General features: G+C 57.4%; 11 protein-coding genes and 1 pseudogene. 9 read left to right on the top strand and 3 right to left on the bottom strand.

Features of this window, described 5'->3' with window-relative positions:
* The first annotated feature begins 50 nt into the window (after positions 1-50).
* From EQV93_RS16165 to EQV93_RS16155, 3 genes are read left to right on the top strand one after another with little or no spacing between them, the layout of a single operon-like run.
* The gene (locus EQV93_RS16165; RefSeq protein ID WP_240891918.1) at positions 51-1,370 is read left to right on the top strand and encodes an MFS transporter; all 1,320 of its coding nucleotides are present in this window, start codon (positions 51-53) and stop codon (positions 1,368-1,370) included.
* 28 nt (positions 1,371-1,398) lie between these two features.
* Positions 1,399-2,955, top strand: coding sequence for a UxaA family hydrolase (locus EQV93_RS16160; protein WP_240891917.1), 1,557 nt, complete (start codon positions 1,399-1,401; stop codon positions 2,953-2,955).
* A 42-nt stretch (positions 2,956-2,997) separates the two neighbouring features.
* The gene (locus EQV93_RS16155) at positions 2,998-4,569 is read left to right on the top strand and encodes an aldehyde dehydrogenase (NADP(+)) (RefSeq protein WP_240891916.1); all 1,572 of its coding nucleotides are present in this window, start codon (positions 2,998-3,000) and stop codon (positions 4,567-4,569) included.
* On the opposite strand, the gene EQV93_RS16150 is transcribed toward EQV93_RS16155, so the two are convergent.
* The 3 genes from EQV93_RS16150 to EQV93_RS16140 all read right to left on the bottom strand — a co-directional run bounded on the left by EQV93_RS16150 (position 4,563) and on the right by EQV93_RS16140 (position 7,107).
* The gene (locus EQV93_RS16150; RefSeq protein WP_122786111.1) at positions 4,563-5,000 is read right to left on the bottom strand and encodes a hypothetical protein; all 438 of its coding nucleotides are present in this window, start codon (positions 4,998-5,000) and stop codon (positions 4,563-4,565) included. The genes EQV93_RS16155 and EQV93_RS16150 overlap by 7 nt on opposite strands.
* Positions 5,001-5,158: 158 nt before the next feature.
* Entirely contained in the window at positions 5,159-6,427 is a 1,269-nt protein-coding gene (locus EQV93_RS16145; RefSeq protein ID WP_240891915.1) for a HAMP domain-containing sensor histidine kinase, read from the bottom strand.
* The gene (locus tag EQV93_RS16140; protein WP_122786113.1) at positions 6,424-7,107 is read right to left on the bottom strand and encodes a response regulator transcription factor; all 684 of its coding nucleotides are present in this window, start codon (positions 7,105-7,107) and stop codon (positions 6,424-6,426) included. Before EQV93_RS16140 ends, EQV93_RS16145 begins: the two co-directional genes overlap by 4 nt.
* 226 nt (positions 7,108-7,333) lie before the next feature.
* On the opposite strand from EQV93_RS16140, the gene bamA reads away from it, so the two are divergent.
* The 6 genes and pseudogenes from bamA to EQV93_RS16110 all read left to right on the top strand — a co-directional run bounded on the left by bamA (position 7,334) and on the right by EQV93_RS16110 (position 19,562).
* A complete protein-coding gene (bamA, locus tag EQV93_RS16135; protein WP_240891914.1) occupies positions 7,334-9,700 on the top strand; it encodes an outer membrane protein assembly factor BamA in 2,367 nt (788 codons plus the stop codon).
* A 464-nt stretch (positions 9,701-10,164) separates the two neighbouring features.
* Positions 10,165-11,304, top strand: a complete 1,140-nt coding sequence (gene wecB / locus EQV93_RS16130) for a non-hydrolyzing UDP-N-acetylglucosamine 2-epimerase (protein ID WP_122786115.1) — start codon at positions 10,165-10,167, stop codon at positions 11,302-11,304.
* Between the two features lie 520 nt (positions 11,305-11,824).
* Entirely contained in the window at positions 11,825-14,023 is a 2,199-nt protein-coding gene (locus EQV93_RS16125) for a hypothetical protein (protein WP_122786116.1), read from the top strand.
* Positions 14,024-14,054: 31 nt separating this feature from the next.
* Positions 14,055-15,701: pseudogene (locus EQV93_RS16120) on the top strand (glycosyl transferase family protein); the annotation flags it as partial.
* Between the two features lie 56 nt (positions 15,702-15,757).
* Positions 15,758-18,541, top strand: a complete 2,784-nt coding sequence (locus EQV93_RS16115; protein WP_240891913.1) for an NfrA family protein — start codon at positions 15,758-15,760, stop codon at positions 18,539-18,541.
* Positions 18,542-18,566: 25 nt separating this feature from the next.
* Positions 18,567-19,562, top strand: a complete 996-nt coding sequence (locus EQV93_RS16110) for an alginate O-acetyltransferase AlgX-related protein (RefSeq protein WP_122786119.1) — start codon at positions 18,567-18,569, stop codon at positions 19,560-19,562.
* Position 19,563: the final 1 nt, after the last annotated feature.

Genomic DNA, 19,563 nt, shown 5'->3' with positions numbered 1-19,563 from the left:
TCAAAAGGCTCGCACCGCTTGATAAAAATCATAAAAAAGCGAGAACCCCCATGAACACTAAAACTGCTGCGGTCGTGCCTGCTCAGGTGATTGATGCCGCGGGCGTCGAACGCCCCACCACCGTGCGCTGGCGCATTTTCCTGATTTTGCTGCTGTTGTCGGCCATCAACTACATCGATCGTGCCTCGTTGTCGGTGGCCCTGCCGTTGATTTCTACCGAGTTTGAAATGACCCCGGCGCTGGAAGGCTTGATGCTCAGCGCATTTTTCTGGTCATACGCACTGATGCAGATTCCCGGCGGGATGCTGCTGGATCGCTTTCAAGTGCGCAATATTGTCGGCGTGGCCACGGTGGGCTGGGGCTTTTTTCAAGCCATCGCAGGTGGCGCTCAAACCTGGATGATGCTGTTGGCCACGCGTATTGGTCTGGGTGTGGCGGAGTCGCCGATCATGCCCGCAGGCGCCAAACTCAACGGCGCCTGGCTAACCCCCAACGAGCGCGGGCGTGGCGCCACACTGGTGGATGGCGGCGCGCCGCTGGGGACCGCATTCGGTGCCATCATCATTGCCGGTTTGATCACGTGGTTTGATTCCTGGCGTATTGCCTTTGTGATTGCCGGCGTCGGCACCATGATCGTCGGCGTCTGGGCCTGGTGGTATATCCGCAATAACCCGGCCGAACACCCCAAGGTCAATGCCGCGGAACTGGCCTACATCACGGACGCCAACGCCGAGGCCGCCAAGACCCACGGCGAACGCAAGGCGATACTCAAGGATTTGCTCAAAAGCCGCTCGGTTCTGGCCATGTTCGCCGGGTACGCCTGCTACAACAGCGTGTTCTACGGGTTGCTGACGTGGATGCCGAGCTACCTGCACAAGGCTCACAACCTTGATATCAAGGCGATGGGCGGGGCCACATTTCTGATCTTTATGTGCGGCTTTATCGGTGAAATTTTCGGCGGCTGGCTGGCCGATAAATGGAAGGACGCCGGCGGCGCGCCGAACAAGGTGATGCGCACCATGTTCGGTGGCTCTGCGGCGATTGCAGCGCTGTGCATCCTGCTGGTGGCGTACAGCAAGGACGCTGTCACCGTTATTTCGCTGCTCTGCGTCGCCCTGTTTTTTATCCGTTGGTGCGGTATGTACTGGTGCTTGCCGGCCATTCTGGGCGGTAAATCCAAAGCCGGGGTGCTGGGCGGCAGCATGAACTTCTGCGGCAATATGGTCGGCGTCATCGTGCCGATCCTGATCGGCCTGATCGTTCAGTTCACCGGCTCGTACTTTCTGGCGCTGATCTTTTTTGTGGTCATGGCATTCGGTCTGATGCTGTTTTCTTCACTTATCGACTACCGCGAACGTGGCCTGGCCTGAGCCTTGGCGCTCCCTTGAGGTAACTGTGATGCAACTTATAACTAAAACAGGCAGCGAGAATGCTGCCAACGCCGTGATCCGACTCAACGCACTGGACGATGTGCTGATCGCACGCCAGCCCATTCCCCAGGGGCTGGTGCTGGAGGCCGAAGGGCTGATAGCCCTTGATCCAATTCCATCGGGCCACAAGATTGCCACCCGCGCCATTGAGACCGGTCACCCGCTGAGGCGCTACGGCCAGATCATTGGTTTCGCCAGCCAACCGATCAAGGCAGGCGAGCATGTGCATGTGCACAATCTGGCGATGGGCGACTTCTCGCGCGACTACGCCTTTGGCGTCGACGCACGCGGTAGCGGCACTCAGACCCGTGACACGTTTATGGGCATCGTGCGCGCCGATGGCCGGGTGGCCACGCGCAATTACATTGGCATCCTGACCTCGGTGAACTGTTCCGCGACGGTGGCCAAGGCCATAGCTGATCATTTTCGTCGAGACATTAACCCGCAAGCCCTGATGGATTATCCCAACGTTGACGGTGTTGTCGCCCTGACCCACAGCTTTGGCTGTGCGGTTGACCCCGGTGGCGAGGCGCTGGCCATGCTGCGCCGCACGTTGGGTGGTTATGCCGTGCACCCCAACTTTGCAGCTGTGCTGATGATCGGCCTGGGTTGCGAAACCAATCAGATTGCTGACTTGCTGGCGGCCCAAGGCCTGGAAAAAGGCGAGTTTCTACGCGCGTTCACCATTCAGGGCACGGGTGGCACCTCTAAAACCATCGCCAGCGGCATCGCTCAGGTCAACTCACTGCTGGCCGAAGCCAACCGTGTGGAGCGCCAGCCCGTCAGCGCCAAACACTTGATTATTGGCCTGCAGTGCGGTGGTTCGGATGGCTATTCAGGGATCACCGCCAACCCTGCGCTGGGCAACGCGGTTGACCGGCTGGTCGCCGCCGGCGGTACCGCCATTTTGTCGGAGACCCCTGAAGTCTATGGCGCCGAGCATTTGTTGACGCGGCGCGCCGTCAGTCGTGAAGTGGGCGAGAAACTGATCAAGCGTATCCACTGGTGGGAGGACTATTGCAAACGCATGAACGCTGAACTGAACAACAACCCCTCAGCCGGTAACAAGGCCGGCGGCTTGACCACCATTCTTGAAAAGTCCCTGGGCGCGGTGGCCAAAGCCGGCTCAAGCGACCTGGTCGATGTGTATGAATACGCCGAAACAGTACGCGCCCACGGTTTGGTGTTCATGGACACACCGGGCTATGACCCGATTTCTGCCACAGGCCAGGTTGCCGGAGGTGCCAACCTGATTGCCTTTACCACTGGCCGTGGCTCAGCGTATGGCTGTGCGCCCTCGCCTTCGATCAAGCTGGCAACCAATACCCGCTTGTGGGAAACCCAGGAAGAAGACATGGATGTGAACTGCGGCGGCATTGCCGATGGCAGCATGACCATTGAGGAACGCGGCGAGCACATCTACCGGATGATCCTGCGCATTGCCTCCGGAGAACGAAGCAAGAGTGAACAGCACGGATATGGCCAGAACGAATTTGTGCCGTGGCAGATTGGCGCCATCACCTGAATGCTGGTTTGTACACCAGCAACCTTCTTCAAGGAGACAGCAATGACACACATCACCGGCCACAACTTTATCGGCGGTCAACGCAGCGCCAGCGGCACCGTTGTTCTGCACAGCGTGGATGCCAGTACCGGCGAAACCTTGCCTTATGGGTTTTTCCAGGCCACTGATGCTGAAGTCGACGCCGCCGCTCTGGCGGCCAGCACCGCCTTCGTGGCCTATCGCAGTATGCCCGCCACACGCCGCGCAGAGTTTCTCGACGCCATCGCCGAAGAAATTGACGCCTTGGGTGACGACTTCATCGCTACGGTCAGCCGCGAGACCGCCTTGGCTGCCGCACGCATTCAAGGTGAGCGAGCTCGCACCAGCGGGCAAATGCGCCTGTTCGCCGAAGTACTGCGCCGCGGTGATTTTTACGGCGCACGCATCGATCATGCATTACCTGATCGCACACCCATGCCCCGTGCAGACCTGCGCCAGTACCGCATCGGTGTAGGCCCGGTGGCCGTGTTTGGCGCCAGCAACTTCCCCCTGGCCTTCTCCACAGCCGGGGGCGACACCGCCTCTGCCCTCGCGGCAGGCTGCCCGGTGGTGTTCAAGGCACATGGCGGGCATATGGCAACTGCCGAATGGGTCGCTCTGGCCATTGTGCGAGCGGCTGAGCGCACCGAAATGCCCGCCGGGGTGTTCAATATGATCCATGGCGCCACTGTCGGCGCCGCACTGGTCAAGCACCCCGCCATTCAGGCGGTAGGCTTCACAGGTTCGCTCAGGGGTGGCCGTGCGTTGTGCGATATGGCCGCCGCAAGGGCCCAACCCATCCCGGTGTTTGCCGAGATGTCGAGCATCAATCCGGTGCTCGTTTTGCCCCAGGCGCTGGGCCTGCGCGGTGACCTGATCGCTCAAGAGTTGGGCGGCTCGGTGATGCAGGGTGCGGGCCAGTTTTGTACCAGTCCGGGGCTGGTAATGGGGATACGCTCACCCGAGTTCAGTGGGTTTGTGAAAAGCCTTGGCGAGTTTTTCAACGCGCAACCTGCGCAAACGCTGCTCAATGCCGCCGGTTTGGTCAATTACTGCCAAGGCCTTCAGCGACTGGCCGATTTAGAAGGCATTGAACACCTCGCCGGTGCTCCGCAGCAGGGCAATCAGGCGTATCCACAGTTGTTTCGAGCCGATGTCGAGTTGTTGATCAATGGGGCCGAGGTGGTGCAGGAAGAAGTATTCGGGCCCACCACGCTGGTGATTGAAGTGGCCGACAAAGCGCAATTGCTACGTGCGCTGCACAGTCTGCAGGGCCAACTGACCGCGACCTTGATTGCCGAGCCGGGTGACTTGCACACCTTTGCCGAGGTGGTACCCGTGCTGGAACACAAGGCCGGGCGCCTGCTGCTCAACGGTTACCCGACCGGCGTTGAAGTGTGTGACGCGATGGTGCATGGCGGGCCATATCCGGCGACCTCCGATGCCCGTGGAACGTCGGTGGGCACGCTGGCCATCGACCGTTTCCTGCGCCCGGTGTGCTTCCAGAACTACCCCGACAGCCTGCTGCCGGATGCCTTGAAAGACGCCAACCCGCTGGGCATTCAGCGCTTGGTCAATGGCATCCATCGTTACTGATCAGCCGCGTAAATCACGGTCTGGGCACTCAGATCTGCCGCAGGCTTGAGGGTGAAGTAAGTGTCACCCTCATCGGTCAGAATCTCGTAAGCGGCCTTGTTTGGAGGGCTGACGTGCTTGATGATTTTCAAGACGCGCTGAAACTTCACCGACCGGGTGCCATTGTGCGCAGGCCCGGTCATCACACTCACGCTCTGAAACCAACCGTCATTCTTCCGGTTGGCGACCAGCGTGTGGCTCAGTGCCTCAAAGCGCTCAAGGCGGGTGAAGCCCCACAAAGTCTGCTCTTCAACGTGTTTGCCCGCGGCCCCTGCGCCGGTAAAAACAAACAGATTGATGGCGGGGTTGTCTTCACAAAAAAAGTCGTAAGGCACCAGTCCATCGACCATTTTCTTGCCGGCCACAAAGCCTTTTTTATGAACCAGAAACATGCCCACTTCCACTTAAAGATGAGCGCAAAGTCTACGGGGGCGTGGCGTACAGGGCCGTCAAGGCCGTGTAATTTTGTGTAAAGTTCACCACCTGTAGTCGCTTGATGCGGCCGCCCCCGCATGTGCAGACGGTTGTGTCATGAGAATCAAGACGGTATCTACACGGTGTGCCGGGGAAGGTTGATTTCTACGGTCAGACCGCCGCAAGGCTGATTACTCGCACTGATGCTGCCTCCATGCAGGGCTACCGCCCTGGAGGCAATGGCCAAACCCAGACCAAAACCATTCCCGGGCTCGTTTACCCCGCGCTCAAACGGCTCAAAAATGCTCAACAAACGCTCCGCCTCAACCCCTGGCCCCTGATCAGTAATGCGCACCCGCAGGTTGCGGTCATCCAGACTGATCTGAGCCACCACCCGCACATCGGTGTCCGTCCCGGTATAGCGCAGGGCATTGCGAATGACGTTCTCGAAGCAGCGATACAGCAACTCACCGCTGACCCGGCAGACAAAGGGCGCACCCGCTTGCAAACTGACCCTGCAGTTTTTGATCCCCGCTTCAAACTGCGCGTCTTCGACGATATGCGCCAGCAACTCGGTTATATCCACCGCTTCACGCTCAATGCTTTCAGGCCGTCCCTGAACGCGGGCCAACGTCAGCAGCGCTTCAATCAGGGTGTCCATGCGCACCGATTCACGCTCGATACGCCCGACCATGTCTGCCCGTGACGAGTCCTGATGCAACAAGCCGATGGCGGCCTGCATGCGCGTCAACGGTGAGCGCAGTTCGTGGGAAATGTCGTGCAACAGATGCTGCTGAGCTTCTACCAGCAATCTCAATTGATTGGCCATGCGGTCGCAGTCTTCGGCCAGGTCAACAATTTCATCGCGCCGTCGCCCCATGATCGGCTTGACCCGGGTTTCGAAACGCCCCTGTGCCACATCGCTCATCGCCCGGCGCAGGTAAGCCAATGGCCAGGCCAGATAAAACGCCATATAGCCGCTAAACAAGGCACTCATCACCGTGCCGATCAGCAGCGGCATCAAGCCGGGCCCGCCCTCTCCACCCCCGCCGTTACCGGGCGCACGGGTTGACCTCAGAGACAGGCTCAAGCCCTCGTTGCTGATGACTTTTTGCTCATAAGCCGGGTGCTCAATGGGCAATCCGGCCAGCAACTGGCCGCTGCTGTCATACACGGCAATGGCTTCGTCGTCAGGGTGATGCCACACGTCCAGCAGTTGTTTGCCCGCCTCGACACCGTAGTGGCGCAACAGCTGGGCTTCGCTTTCCAGAATGGTGTCCAGATGAGGGTTGCCAGGCCCCAATCGACTCAACGTCATAACGCCTATACCGACAAAAAATGTCAGGCTGGTGGCCAGCCAAAAAGCCAGGAACAGCTTCCAGAACAACCGACTGGGTTTCATCATTCTGCGATCAACAAATAACCGAGCCCGCGAACGCTCTGAATCCAGGCTTTGGCATCAGGGCGTGGGCCGAGTTTTTGCCGAATGCTGCTGATATGCACATCAATGCGCCGGTCGTAGCGCGTCAGTGGGCAGCCCAGGGCATTAAGCGACAAGTCCTGTTTGCTGACCACTTGCCCGGCGCTGCGGGCCAGCTCTTCGAGCAGGCTGAATTCAGTGCTGGTCACACCCAGTTCGTTGCCTTGCCACGTGGCTTCACGCTTGCCCGGCCATAACACCAGAGCGCCCGTGCGGATGACCTCTGTGATCGGCTGCGTGGCCGGTTGTACCCGGCGCATGATGGCCCGCAAGCGCGCCACCAACTCGCCAGGTGAGCTGGGTTTGGGCACATAGTCATCAGCGCCCAGTTCCAGCCCGGTGATGCGGTCGATGTTATCGCCTCGGGCCGTCAGCAGTACCACCGGCACCTGGCTGCGTGCGCGAATGCGCCTGAGCACTTCAATGCCTGACAGGCGGGGCAACATAACGTCCAGCACGACAATGCTGAAGCGTCCGGAAAGTGCCTGCACCTCTCCTTCTTCTCCGGTGTGAACCGCTGTTGCTTCAAAACCTTCACGCACCAGGTATTCACTGAGCAATCCAGTCAATTCCTGGTCATCGTCGACGAGCAATACACGAATCATGGCGAACTCTTGAAGGGGTGGGTGAGGCATTATCGGCCTTGCGTCGCCCAGCGTCATCGGCCCGCAGCAACCTTTACTTAACTTGACACAGGGTTAACCGCACCATACGCCCCGAACTTTTATGCTTGACCTTCACCAGCCTGCTTGCAGGGCCGCCTGCCGCCTTTTAAGGGTTGCCGACGCCCGCTTGCGCTGCTTGTCGATGTGTCCTGGATAAACGATCTAAATGAATTTTCCGCGCCTGCTCTGCTCGGTGGCACTGTTGCTCAATGCCACCCTTGCCCACGCTCAAGTCTTCAAGATTGCCGATATTCGCATCAACGGCCTGCAGCGGGTGTCCGCGGGCAGTGTGTTCGGTGCCTTGCCGTTGAACGTTGGCGAACAAGCCGATGATCAGCGTCTGGTGGAGTCCACGCGTGCCTTGTTCAAGACGGGCTTCTTTCAGGACATTCAATTGGGGCGCGACGGCGACGTACTGGTGATTACGGTGGTCGAACGCCCCTCTGTGGCCAGTATCGACATTGAGGGCAACAAAGCCATATCCACCGAAGACTTGATGAAGGGCCTCAAGCAGTCGGGCCTGGCCGAAGGCGAAGTGTTCCAGCAGGCCACGCTCGAAGGTGTACGCAATGAACTGCTGCGCCAATATGTGGCTCAGGGGCGTTACTGCGCTTCGGTGGACACGCAAGTGGTGGCTCAGCCGCGTAACCGTGTCGGGCTGAAGATAAAGATCGACGAAGGAGAAGTGGCGGCCATCAAGCACATCAACGTGGTTGGCAATACGGTCTTTGATCAGTCCGAACTGGATGATCAATTCACCCTTAAAACCACTAACTGGCTGTCTTTCTTCAAAAACGACGACAAGTACGCCCGCGAAAAACTCTCCGGCGATCTTGAACGGCTGCGCTCCTACTACCTGGATCGTGGCTATATCAATATGGAAATCGTCTCGACGCAGGTCTCGATCACGCCGGACAAGAAACAGGTGTATATCACCGTCAATATTAATGAAGGCGATAAATACACGGTGGGTAAGGTGTCACTGCGTGGCGATCTGAAAGTACCGGAAGAACAGATCAACGCTTTGTTGCTGGTGAAAGAAGGCCAGGTGTTTTCGCGCAAGTTGATGACCACTACGTCCGAATTGATCACCCGTCGGCTGGGTAACGAGGGCTATACCTTTGCCAACGTCAACGCGGTGCCGACAGCCAATGACAAGGATCATACCGTCGATATGGTGTTTGTCGTCGACCCGGCCAAACGGGCCTATACCAACCGCATCAACTTTCGCGGCAACACCAAGACCGAAGACCAGGTGCTGCGCCGTGAGATGCGTCAAATGGAAGGCGGCTGGGCGTCGACGTATTTAATCGACCAATCCAAGACACGTCTCGAACGCCTGGGCTACTTCAAGGAGGTCAATGTTGAAACGCCGGCCGTAGCCGGTGTGGACGACCAGGTGGATGTGAACTACAGCGTCGAAGAACAGGCCTCAGGATCGATCACCGCCAGTGTCGGCTTTGCCCAAAGCGCCGGTTTGATACTCGGCGGCTCTATTACCCAGAACAACTTTCTGGGGACGGGCGACACCGCCAGCCTTGGCCTGACGCGCTCGGAATATCAAAGTAAATACAACATCGGTTTTACCGACCCCTACTTCACCAAAGATGGCGTGAGCCTGGGGTACAACGCGTTCTATAACAAAACTGATTACAACGACTATTACGATGATGGCGTGTCGTACTACTCGATCAACAGCTATGGCGCCGGTGCCACAGTGGGTTACCCGATCAATGAAACTTCACGGCTGAGTTTCGGCCTGACTGTGCAGCACGATACGATCGAACCCGGCACTTACAGCGCCGATGAGATCTATGACTTTATCGAACGTCAGGGTGAGCAATTCACCAACTTCAAAGCCAACCTCGGCTGGTCTGAGTCGACCCTGAACAAAGGCATTTTGGCGACTCGCGGGCACTCACAAAACCTCAATCTGATGGTGACACTGCCGGGCAGCGATCTGAGTTTTTACAAGATCGACTACAGCGCACAGACCTTTTTGCCGGTCAGTGCCTCGACCTCGCTGCGCCTGCACACCAAGCTGGGTTACGGCAACAGCTACGGTTCGACGGACGGTTTGCCTTTTTATGAAAACTACACGGCCGGCGGTGAAGGCTCTGTGCGCGGCTTTGAAAGCGGCACCCTTGGCCCACGCAATACGCCGGCCACCGGCACTTACTCAAGCGCGGGTCAGGAATACTACTCCGACCGCGACACAGAAGCGCTGGGCGGTAACATCATGATTACCGGCGGCGTGGAATACCTGTTTCCGATGCCCTTTATCAAGGACAACAAAGCCCTGCGTACCTCGCTGTTCTGGGACGTGGGCAGTGTGTATTCGAGCAAGTGCTACCTGAGTACCACGACCGGATGTGATGGCATTGACCTCAGCCAGATGGCCAGTTCGGTGGGTGTGGGCGTGACCTGGTACAGCCCGATGGGACCACTGAGCGTGAACCTGGCGCTGCCGGTGAAAAAACCAGAGGATGCTGAAACCCAAGTGTTCCAGTTTTCGTTGGGACAAACGTTCTAAGTCGACCCTTCAGACGCTGCGTGCCCGCTTTGCCCTGCGGGACTGCGCCTGTGTGGCAGGCTTGCCGTGAATGATCGGGCGTTTAATACAGCACCGTTTATCAAAACTTTCCTGACCTTTTATAACAATTTCCATCGTATTGAATGGTGTCGAAACCTTAAAAACCGTAGCCGCCGAGTCCGGCCACGGGGGTAATGCGTGGCGAAAAAAAACTCACTCCCGCGACAACATCCGTAAAAACCCTTATGAATCTTATGCCTACGCACTAGTCTGAATAGAATGCAGTTAAGTCACAAGAGACAGGAACACTCTTTGCACACTATAAAAATTAACTTTGATCGCTCAATCAATTAACTCAACTGAATGGTTTTACCAAGATTCATATTCAGTCAAAGGGCTAGCGCCTCATCAGGAACGTATCATAATGTGTGTAAAAGCCATGAATCAGTCAGGAATACTGAGATATGAGAGTTTTGTCGTTGTTTGGTACTCGCCCTGAAGGCATTAAAATGGCTCCCCTCGTGCATGCACTTGCGCGGGTCGAGGGTATTGAAAGCATTGTCTGCACGACCGGCCAACATCGGCACATGCTCGACCAAGTGTTACAACTCTTTGATATCAATGCTGATCACGACCTGGACGTGATGCTGCCGGGGCAAACATTGAATGGCTTGTTTGCACGGCTTATGACCCGCGTCGATGCTTTGCTCGAAGAGGTAAAACCAGACTGCGTACTGGTTCACGGTGACACCTCGACAGCCACCGCCTGCAGCCTGGCTGCATTCCATCGCCGTATCGCAATCGGCCACGTAGAAGCGGGCTTGCGTACCGGTGACCTGACTCAGCCGTTTCCCGAAGAAATGAACCGACGCGTTGTCGATGTCATGGGTAAATGGCTCTTCGCCCCAACGCTCACTTCTCGGGCAAATTTGCTGCAAGAGAATCTTCACGGGCAAATCTACGTCACCGGCAACACCGTCATCGACTCGCTTGAAATGACCTTGAGCAAAATCGATCACACGCCCGAACTCAAAGCCACACTTGCCGCTCGTTATTCATGGATAGACCCGACGCGTCGCCTGATTTTGGTCACAGGCCATCGCCGCGAGAATTTTGGCGACGGCTTTTTGCAAATTTGCGAAGCGCTGGCCATGATCGGCCGGCGTGAAGATGTACAGATCGTCTACCCCGTGCACTTGAATCCTCAGGTGCGCGACGTGGTATTACCCCGCCTCTCGGATATGGCCAATATCCACCTCATTGAACCCGTGGATTATCTGGACTTTGTGTGGCTCATGCGCAGCAGTTACCTGATTCTCACCGACTCGGGCGGTGTTCAGGAAGAAGCCCCGCACTTGGGTAAACCTGTGCTGGTGATGCGCGAAACCACTGAACGGCCGGAAGCATTGATGGCTGGCACGGTCACATTGGTGGGCACACAACCATTGCGCATCGTCAGCGCCGTGAAGGCTTTTCTGGATGATCCCGATCATTATCAACGGGTGGCACGCAGTGTTAACCCGTATGGCGACGGGCATGCCAGCGAACGAATCATTGCCGCGCTGACCGGGCGTGAATTCCACGCATTCAACCCGCCCTGCTAAATGCCACTCCTGCACCTTAGATACGTATGAAGATTTGCGCGGTAGCGCAGTCAAACTGCGGTATTGAAGCACCTGTATGGATCAACGCGACGCCAATGCCTTACGGGATTGGCATTGCACAGTGCCTGCTGGCGCTAAAAAACTGAGTCAGCCATTGACTCGGCGTTTTAGCGTCAAAAAAATGACTAAATGTTCATGCCTGATACATAAATATAAATTCTATTCAGAATATTGACAGGTAGCATTGAGACACCACACTCTGTTCATGCCTTTACGGGATGGATCCAAAGCGTAAACAAGGAGATTCACCAGGTGATTACCAGACCGTAACGTCCTTTTTTGTTTGAGCTCATGTCGGGTCATGTCAATGACTTGTCGGTCAGCCTTTACCTGAAACTGGGTACCGTCAATGAGTTCTTGTACGACGACTGTGCTCCGTTATCGCCCTGACACACGCTGTTGTCGGGACTTCTCCGTGCAGTTGTAACCTTTAACTTTTAGATGTGGCCGAAAATTACGCATGAATAATTTCAAGAAATCCAGGCAGTACTTGACTGTAATCACACAGGTTGTGCTTGCCACACCTTTGGCCATTCCTCTTTACGCCATGGCCTCGCCTGGCAGCGAAGCCCTGCATGCCCTGACGCAAAATGACTGGGTCGAGCGCAGCATTTCTCTCGCGGATGTCGGCATCACCAACCCGGTCGTGCTGCAAAATGCCGATAACGTGCAGTCTTTCTATTTGCCTGTGCCCAAGGGTGTGATGCTGGATAAAGCATCGATCAACATACAGGGCGACTTTATCAAGGGTGAAGAGCCGCCTGCGGCCCTGACTATATCGGTGGATAGCCGCCCGGTGTATGCCCAGAAAAAGACTGAGCACGAAGGGACACTCAATGAGGTGTTGCCCGTTGAGGCGCGCCGTCGAGACGAGGGTTTCGTCGATTTCACCCTTAACTGGAGTTCACCTACCGGCCAGAAAATCTGCGATCCGACTCAACAGAGCGCAAACATTCTGACGGTGTTGCCCGAAACCGCTCTGACGTATCGCTATTCGCTCAAATCGCTGACCTCTCTGGCTGATGCCTGGCGCACCCTGCCGGCAAAACCGGTGATCATGATTGCATCGGGCAAGCTCGATCAGCAGAGCTTCGACAGTGCGTGGCGCTTGGGCGTCAACCTTGAGCGTGCAGCCAAACGTGCGCAGATTCACACCTTTCCGGCCGTGGGTGATGTGGTTTCACTGGACGCCGTGAACGTGCCTGGCGCACTGGCCAATGTGGCACCGTTCTCAGCCCTCACGGGCAAAGGTCAACATACCCTGGGCAATGCCGCTGAAATAGGCGCATTGCTGGTGCTGGGTGCACCGGCAACCCAGGCTGATCTGGCAATCGCTGACACGGCGTTGGTCGGACAAATAAACGCCGCACTGGATGCACTGCAAGCACAACTGCAAACCGACAGCGATGCCGCTAAAGAGCTGCAGCAATGGCGCGCCAGCCACGCCACGCTCAGCCAGAAAGTGCCGGGCAGCCAGCAAATCCAGCTCGCCAATCTGGGCTACAAGAATGTCATCAGCGTGGCACCGGATGCCGGTGCCAAGGCGGGCGGTCTGTTCGAGTCGCAATGGCGTGAAGTGCTGGTCTCCCCTCAAGCCACCATCACGCAACTGTCCGACCACAGCATGGGGCCTAACCAAACCGTGCGTATCGCCAGACTGGGTGGCTCGACCAGCGCGTTTGATGTGGTCAGTCGTGGCGACTGGACAGCCGTGTTCCCGCTGAGCGCCGTCGCCGTTGATGGCCGGATGCCTGGCGAAGTGGTCATTGACGTGTCGGCGGCTCCAGGTGCCTCAAGCACTCGTCCTGTCGCCACCGTGCTGTGGAACGATACGCTGTTGGGCGCCAAGCAATTGAACGCCGATGGTGAGCCTGAACAAATAGTCGCACGTGTACCTGGCTATGCTCTGGGTGTCACAAACGTCCTGAAAGTTCGCTTCCAGCGTCAGCCGGTATCACCGAACTGCTTCGAGATCCCTCAGGGTTACCCGGTCAACGTGCTGCCGACGAGCTTTTTACGCACCTCCAATGCCGAGCCTGATGGCACTTTCGTAGGGCTGTTGCCGCTGCTGGCCGGGCCGGCTCAGGTCATCGCACCTAAAGACGCGCTGGATCACCCTGCCGAGTCTTTGCGCCAGATCATTCGTTTGTCCAGCGCTGCCTCGATCTCGCCCCTGAACGCCGAGCTGGTATTGGCCGACAGCGGCCAGTCGTTCAAACCCACCAAACCGTTCCTGTCCGTGGGTGTTCCTTTAGACGGCGCCAAACCGCTGATCGAAGTCAAAGACGGCAAAAGCCTGCAAGCCAACAATGGCGACACGACTACGCTCGATCTGACAGGCCCGCAACCTCTGAGCGCAGCTTCGGTGGCGCAATCCAACAATCAGCAAGGTGTGATCTGGTACCCGCTGGGCGACGCTGCATTGACCACACCCGGCCCGTTTGTGCTCAATCGTGGCAACGCTGTGGTGCTGGGCAAAGAAGGTCCCCTCACCTGGGTTGACACTTCCGATCCTGAGTTGAGCCAGGCTCTGCGCCTCAATGAGTCGCCGATGCACCAGTGGCGTAAATATCTGTCATGGGGGCTGCCGCTCCTGGGTGGGTTTCTGGTCTTGATGGTCGTCCTGGCAATGCTGGCACGTCGTCACAAAAAGAACTAAATCCATTACCTTATAAAAGCGGGAGCAGTCCATGTCGTCGCTCTACTGGCCCTATCTGTTGGCTGACTACTATCACTACCTAGAGATTGCGACAGTGGTGGTCGGCATCCTGATCATGCTGTCCAGCATTGATGACCTGTTCATCGATGCCTGGTATTGGGTACGACGTGTCTACCGTGCGCTTACGATCAATAAGCGCTTCAAAGGCAAAAAACTCACGGCAGAGCAACTGCGGGCCAAACCTGAGCAACCCCTGGCGATCATGATTCCGGCGTGGCTGGAATACGACGTGATCGCCCCCATGCTCGAAAACATGGTCGGCACACTGGAGTACCAAAATTACTCCATCTTCGTCGGCACTTACTGCAACGACGCACGCACCATTGACGAAGTGGAGCGTATGCGTCGGCGCTATAAACAACTGATTCGCGTTGAAGTGCCCCACGATGGCCCCACCTGCAAGGCAGACTGCCTGAACTGGATTATCCAAGCCATTTTCAAACACGATGAACACCAGCCTGTTCCCTATGCCGGTGTCATCCTGCACGACAGTGAAGATGTGCTCCATCAACTGGAACTGCACTACTTCAACTACCTGCTGCCGCGCATCGACTTTATTCAACTGCCCGTCTCCTCCCTTGAGCGCGAGTGGTATGAGCTGGTCGCCGGGACCTACATGGATGAGTTTGCCGAATGGCATACCAAGGATCTGGTCGTGCGCGAAAGCTTGTCCAGCCAAGTACCGTCCGCAGGGGTAGGCACCTGTTTCTCCCGTCGCTCCTTGCTGGAGCTGTCAGCAGAAACCAATAACCAACCGTTCAACACCGACACCCTGACCGAGGACTACGACATCGGCGCGCGATTGGCCCGCCGGGGCATGAAGCAGATTTTCGGCACTTTCCCGGTGGACTTCATCGCAAAACGCAACTCCTGGTTCGGGTTGGGCCCGGTGAAAATGGTGCCGGTGCGCATGCCGTTGGGCGTACGCGAGTATTTCCCTGACACGTTTCGCACCGCCTACCGCCAGAAAGCCCGGTGGACGCTGGGCATCGGCCTGCAAGGCTGGAGCCAGGTGGGCTGGGCCGGTTCGCTGGCCGACAAATACTTGCTCTACCGAGACCGTAAAGGACTGGTGACGTCGTTTATCGCCATCATTGCTTATGTGCTGCTGGCTCAGTTTTTGCTGATCATTCTGATCACCTCCATGGGCTGGTGGACCACCTACTTCCCGTCGGCACTGAGCCCCAGCAGCGGTCTGCTTCAACTGATGTGGATCAACAGCATCCTGCTGGGTTTGCGGGTTGTGCAACGAATGTACTTTGTCGGCAACCTCTATGGCTGGGAACACGCAGTACTGTCAGTTCCCCGAATGATCATCGGTAATTTCATCAATGCCATGGCCGCTGCACGGGCCTGGCGCCAGTATCTGGGCTACCTGATCACCGGCAAGCGGCTGGTGTGGGACAAGACCATGCATGATTTCCCGTCTGGCGATCAGCTCATCCAGCAACGTCAGCGCCTGGGTGATCTGTTGGTGTCATGGCGTGCTATCGACTCCACCAAACTGGAGCATGCGCTGACGCTGCAAGAGAAAGAACATCGCCCCTTGGGTGAAATCCTGCTGGAGCTTGGCTATCTCGATCAGGACACCCTGGATGAAGCGATCTCGTTCCAGAACACTAACAATGATGACTCCCAGGCCTCGGGCCCCACTGCGCAAAAAGTTGAGCTGACATGATCCCTCATTCCCGTTTGCTATTACTCACCGCAGCTTTGTTCTGTGGTACTGGCCTACTGGCACCGACAGTAATGGCGGCGGCTAATGAAGCGCCGCTCGAAGGCGCCGCCTGGCAGCAGGCGGACATGGCCTACAAGAGCTATCAGTCAGGTCGCTACCGTGATGCGCTAAAGCAGGTCAACGTCGCCTTGCAACTACGGCCTGATGTGGTGCGTCTTAACTTGCTGAAAATCTATACCCTGCAAAAGTTGGGGCGTCTTGGCGAGGCGCGCCAATTCGGAGAAGCGGCGATCAAACGCGGAGTTAACGACCCGGCGTTGCGCAACACCGTGAAGAACTTGCAACAACCGGCCAATGCAGGCGGCGCGGGCAAAGGGACTTCAGCGGCCTACAACAAAGGTTTCCCGTTGGCCACCAAAGGCTATACCGCCTACAACGCCGGGGACATGCCTGCCGCCGAACAATACGGTGAGCAAGCCTTCCGGGCCGACACCAGCCAAGGGCCTTGGGCGTTGCTCTGGCTTGATGCGCTCCAGGCTCAGGAAAAATGGCCCGAAGCCGTTCAGGCGGCCGATCAGATCATTGCCTTGAACCCACCGAACAAGTCCGATGTTGAAGCGCGTCGCGCCACGCTCAAGCGCAGCTTGGCGGTACGTCCGACTCAGCAGGCCTATCAAGCCCTGATTACCAATAAACCCGCTGAAGCGGCCAAATTGGCTCGTGAAGCCGTGGATCTGGCTCCGGACGTCACCAGCCAGCGTCTGTTGCTGGTAACCGCCCTGCTCCAAAGCAATCAGTACGCCGAAGCCGAGCAGGCGGCCGACGAGGGCCTGCAACAGAACGACGAAAACACCGTGATGCTGGTGATGCGCGCCTACGTGCGGCAACTTCAAGGTAAAACCGATGCCGCCCGTGGTGACTTTGACACCGCCATCGCTCAGGACTGGCTCGACGATGATCAACGCCGCAACGTGCGCCTGATCGCGATTGATGGCGCGCTGGCAGCGGGCGACACCGCCCGTGCAGAACAACTGCTGGCGGCGCTGGATGCCACTGATGAAGCGACCATCAAGCGCCGCAACCAGCTTGAGGAAGGCAAAAAGCCGCCTGCTCGATTGACCACCGCGCTGTACCCGGCACCCGCGCAGTCCTGCACCGACACCCCCTATGGCACCCAGTGCGAACTCCTGCCTTCCGACTCAGTGACCGGCCCGCAAGGCCCTGCGACCGAAGCCTACGCGGCGTATGGTCGCCAGGATTACCAGGAAGCCATCAAGCAATCTCGACTGGCCATCGAGCAAGACCCCAACAATGCCGATTACCAGCGCTTGCTGACCACGTCGCTGGCCTCGGGCAATGCCGCGCAGACTGCCGAGGCTGAACAGCGGCTGTCGCGTCAGCTGGCGGTGACGCCAAACGATGCTGACCTGTTGATCCAGCGCGGTTATGTACGCCAAATGAGCCGTCAGCCCGCCCTAGCCCTGCAAGACTTTCGTGCAGCGCAAGCCACTGGCAATGCCCCGCCCACGGTCATCCTCAATCAGGCCTACGCTCAAGCGGCGCTGGGTGACAGTCCGGGGGCGGTCAAGCAGCTCAAAAAAGCCATCGACATGGCGGATGCCCACCAGCTCGAAATGGATGATGAACAACGCTACAACACCCGCGGTGCAATTGCCGGGCTCGACCGTGAGTGGGGCGCAACATCCTCGCTGGGCTTTCGCGGCGCGCAACCGACTACCAACACTACCGGCGCGGGGTTGAGCACCGCGGGCGACTCGGTGTTCAGCACTAATGAACTGTACTGGCGGCCGACGCAATTCAATGATCAGAACGGCATGCTTGAAGTCTACGGCCGCCTGACCAACACCTTGTATGACGAAGGCAGCAAGTTCCGCTCCGATGGTTTTATCGATCCGTGCAGCGGTGCCAGCAACCCCGTCAATGGTAACGATACCAACAGCTCAAGCTCGGTCACCGGTTTCCCAAGCACCATTGGATCCTTAGGTGTTCGCTACATGCTGGCCAACACCGGGCTGACCTTTGGTCTGGAGCGCAGGTTCTTCCTGGGCTCGGCGACCCGTGAAGGAAACGCCTACCCCACCAGCAGCACCGATCAATGTGAGATCCAGAAAGCAGTCGCCGCTAAAGGCCTGAACGGCATGATGACCCGCTATCAACTGGACAGCGATGCGGGTGGTTGGCTGTCCTACATCACGTACGGTTTTTACAAAGGCACCGAGCTGCGCCGAAACGAAAACAGCTGGTTCACCATGGATGGCTACGCCCAGCTGGGTTATGCCTGGGAAGACAACGACGCCACCTTTAAAGCTTATGAGACGGATGCAGCAGGCAACCGGGCGCGGGAACTGGCCAAGACTGATGGGCAACTCAAGCGTAAGCAGTTGTTCGCCAGCTCAGAAGTGCGTGTCGGCCGCAGTTACGTATTCGATACGCTAGGCCCCAATGTGGTGGTCTTTCCGCATATTGTCGGCGCCGTTGACTGGATCTGGCAGAAAGATCAGGCCACTGGCCTGAATTTCGGCAGTAACGAAAACATCGACTTGAGTCGTGTCAGCAGCAACTGGGACCTGACCAACGACTCAACCTCGTGGTCAATGGGCGTCGGCCCCGGTATTGCCGTGCGCTACTGGTTCCGCGAAGACCACTACAACGCTCCGCGCTCGTCCTTGAACTGGTCGATGCAGTACCGCTACCCCATTGGCGGCGGCGCAACCGAACGGGCCAAAGGTCTATTCATGAACCTCACTTTTTCTTATTAACCCAGCCAGCAAAGGATGCTAACCCATGTCACTCTCATCTCGGCTAACCCATACATTCAAGCGCTTGGGCACACCGCTGCTGGGCGCCACCCTGGTGCTGTCAATGAGCGCCGCTCAGGCTGATGATTCAACATTGGTCATTCGCGGCAGCGATGGCTGGCTATTCCCCGGCTGGGGCAGTCTGACGGAGGTGGATGCCAAAGGTATCGACAACTCAACAGCGTTGATCAAAGAAGCCCGTGACGCGTTGAACGCAAAAAATATCAAGCTGCAAGTGATCGTGCTGCCTGACAAGACCTTGTTCTATCAGGACAAGCTGCCGGCCGATAAAAAACTCAGCGCAGACGTCAAACAGCGTTACCAATTGATCATGAGCAAACTCAAAGGCGCAGGCATCTCAACGTTTGATGACTTCGCACTGCTCAATCAATTGAGAAACTCGGGCACAGACGTGTTTTACCGTACCGATCAGCACTGGACCCAGCCTGCGGCAGATGCCACCGCCGTGGCCAGCGCCGAATTGATCAAACGTGAAGTGCCTAACCTCGCAGGCAGCCCGGGCACCGGTATGGTGTTGGGCAAAGAGCTAAAGGAACGTCGCTTTGGCGACCTCGCCGAACGCTTTTTGACACCTGATCAGCAAAAGCAAACGGGTCGCGACACCTTTGTGGTCCGTCGCCAGGAAGCCGCTGCGGGCCTTCTTGACTCAACACCGGCACCGGTTCACGTGACCGGCCATAGCATGGTCCAGCCCTATTTTGGCTTTCCGCAAAAGCTGTCCAACAGCCTCGACCGCCCAGTGTCAGTGAACTGGAAACCCGGCAACGTGGGCCCGTGGATCATGTTGCTGGAGTATCTGGAATCTGCCGACTTCAAGAAAAACCCGCCTCAAGTGCTGGTCTGGCAGATGTTTGAACCCAGCTACTCCTATGGCCCGCAAGCTACCGGTTTCTGGGACAACGCCTCAAACATGAGCGACAGCGCCTGGCGTCAACGCTTGCATGGCGCACTGGGACGTTAAT

The organism is Pseudomonas sp. TMW22091 (assembly GCF_022496705.1).
GTDB classification, from domain to species: domain Bacteria; phylum Pseudomonadota; class Gammaproteobacteria; order Pseudomonadales; family Pseudomonadaceae; genus Aquipseudomonas; species Aquipseudomonas saxonica.
The sequence above is the reverse complement of the archived record's forward strand: the minus strand, read 5'-3'. Positions and strand labels throughout refer to the sequence as shown.

Excerpts from the sequence above, each read along its gene's own strand:
- EQV93_RS16165 (WP_240891918.1), top strand. The coding sequence starts at position 51 with ATGAACACTAAAACTGCTGCGGTCGTGCCTGCTCAGGTGATTGATGCC.
- EQV93_RS16160 (WP_240891917.1), top strand. The coding sequence starts at position 1,399 with ATGCAACTTATAACTAAAACAGGCAGCGAGAATGCTGCCAACGCCGTG.
- EQV93_RS16155 (WP_240891916.1), top strand. The coding sequence starts at position 2,998 with ATGACACACATCACCGGCCACAACTTTATCGGCGGTCAACGCAGCGCC.
- EQV93_RS16150 (WP_122786111.1), bottom strand. The coding sequence starts at position 5,000 with ATGTTTCTGGTTCATAAAAAAGGCTTTGTGGCCGGCAAGAAAATGGTC.
- EQV93_RS16145 (WP_240891915.1), bottom strand. The coding sequence starts at position 6,427 with ATGATGAAACCCAGTCGGTTGTTCTGGAAGCTGTTCCTGGCTTTTTGG.
- EQV93_RS16140 (WP_122786113.1), bottom strand. The coding sequence starts at position 7,107 with ATGATTCGTGTATTGCTCGTCGACGATGACCAGGAATTGACTGGATTG.
- bamA (WP_240891914.1), top strand. The coding sequence starts at position 7,334 with ATGAATTTTCCGCGCCTGCTCTGCTCGGTGGCACTGTTGCTCAATGCC.
- wecB (WP_122786115.1), top strand. The coding sequence starts at position 10,165 with ATGAGAGTTTTGTCGTTGTTTGGTACTCGCCCTGAAGGCATTAAAATG.
- EQV93_RS16125 (WP_122786116.1), top strand. The coding sequence starts at position 11,825 with ATGAATAATTTCAAGAAATCCAGGCAGTACTTGACTGTAATCACACAG.
- EQV93_RS16115 (WP_240891913.1), top strand. The coding sequence starts at position 15,758 with ATGATCCCTCATTCCCGTTTGCTATTACTCACCGCAGCTTTGTTCTGT.
- EQV93_RS16110 (WP_122786119.1), top strand. The coding sequence starts at position 18,567 with ATGTCACTCTCATCTCGGCTAACCCATACATTCAAGCGCTTGGGCACA.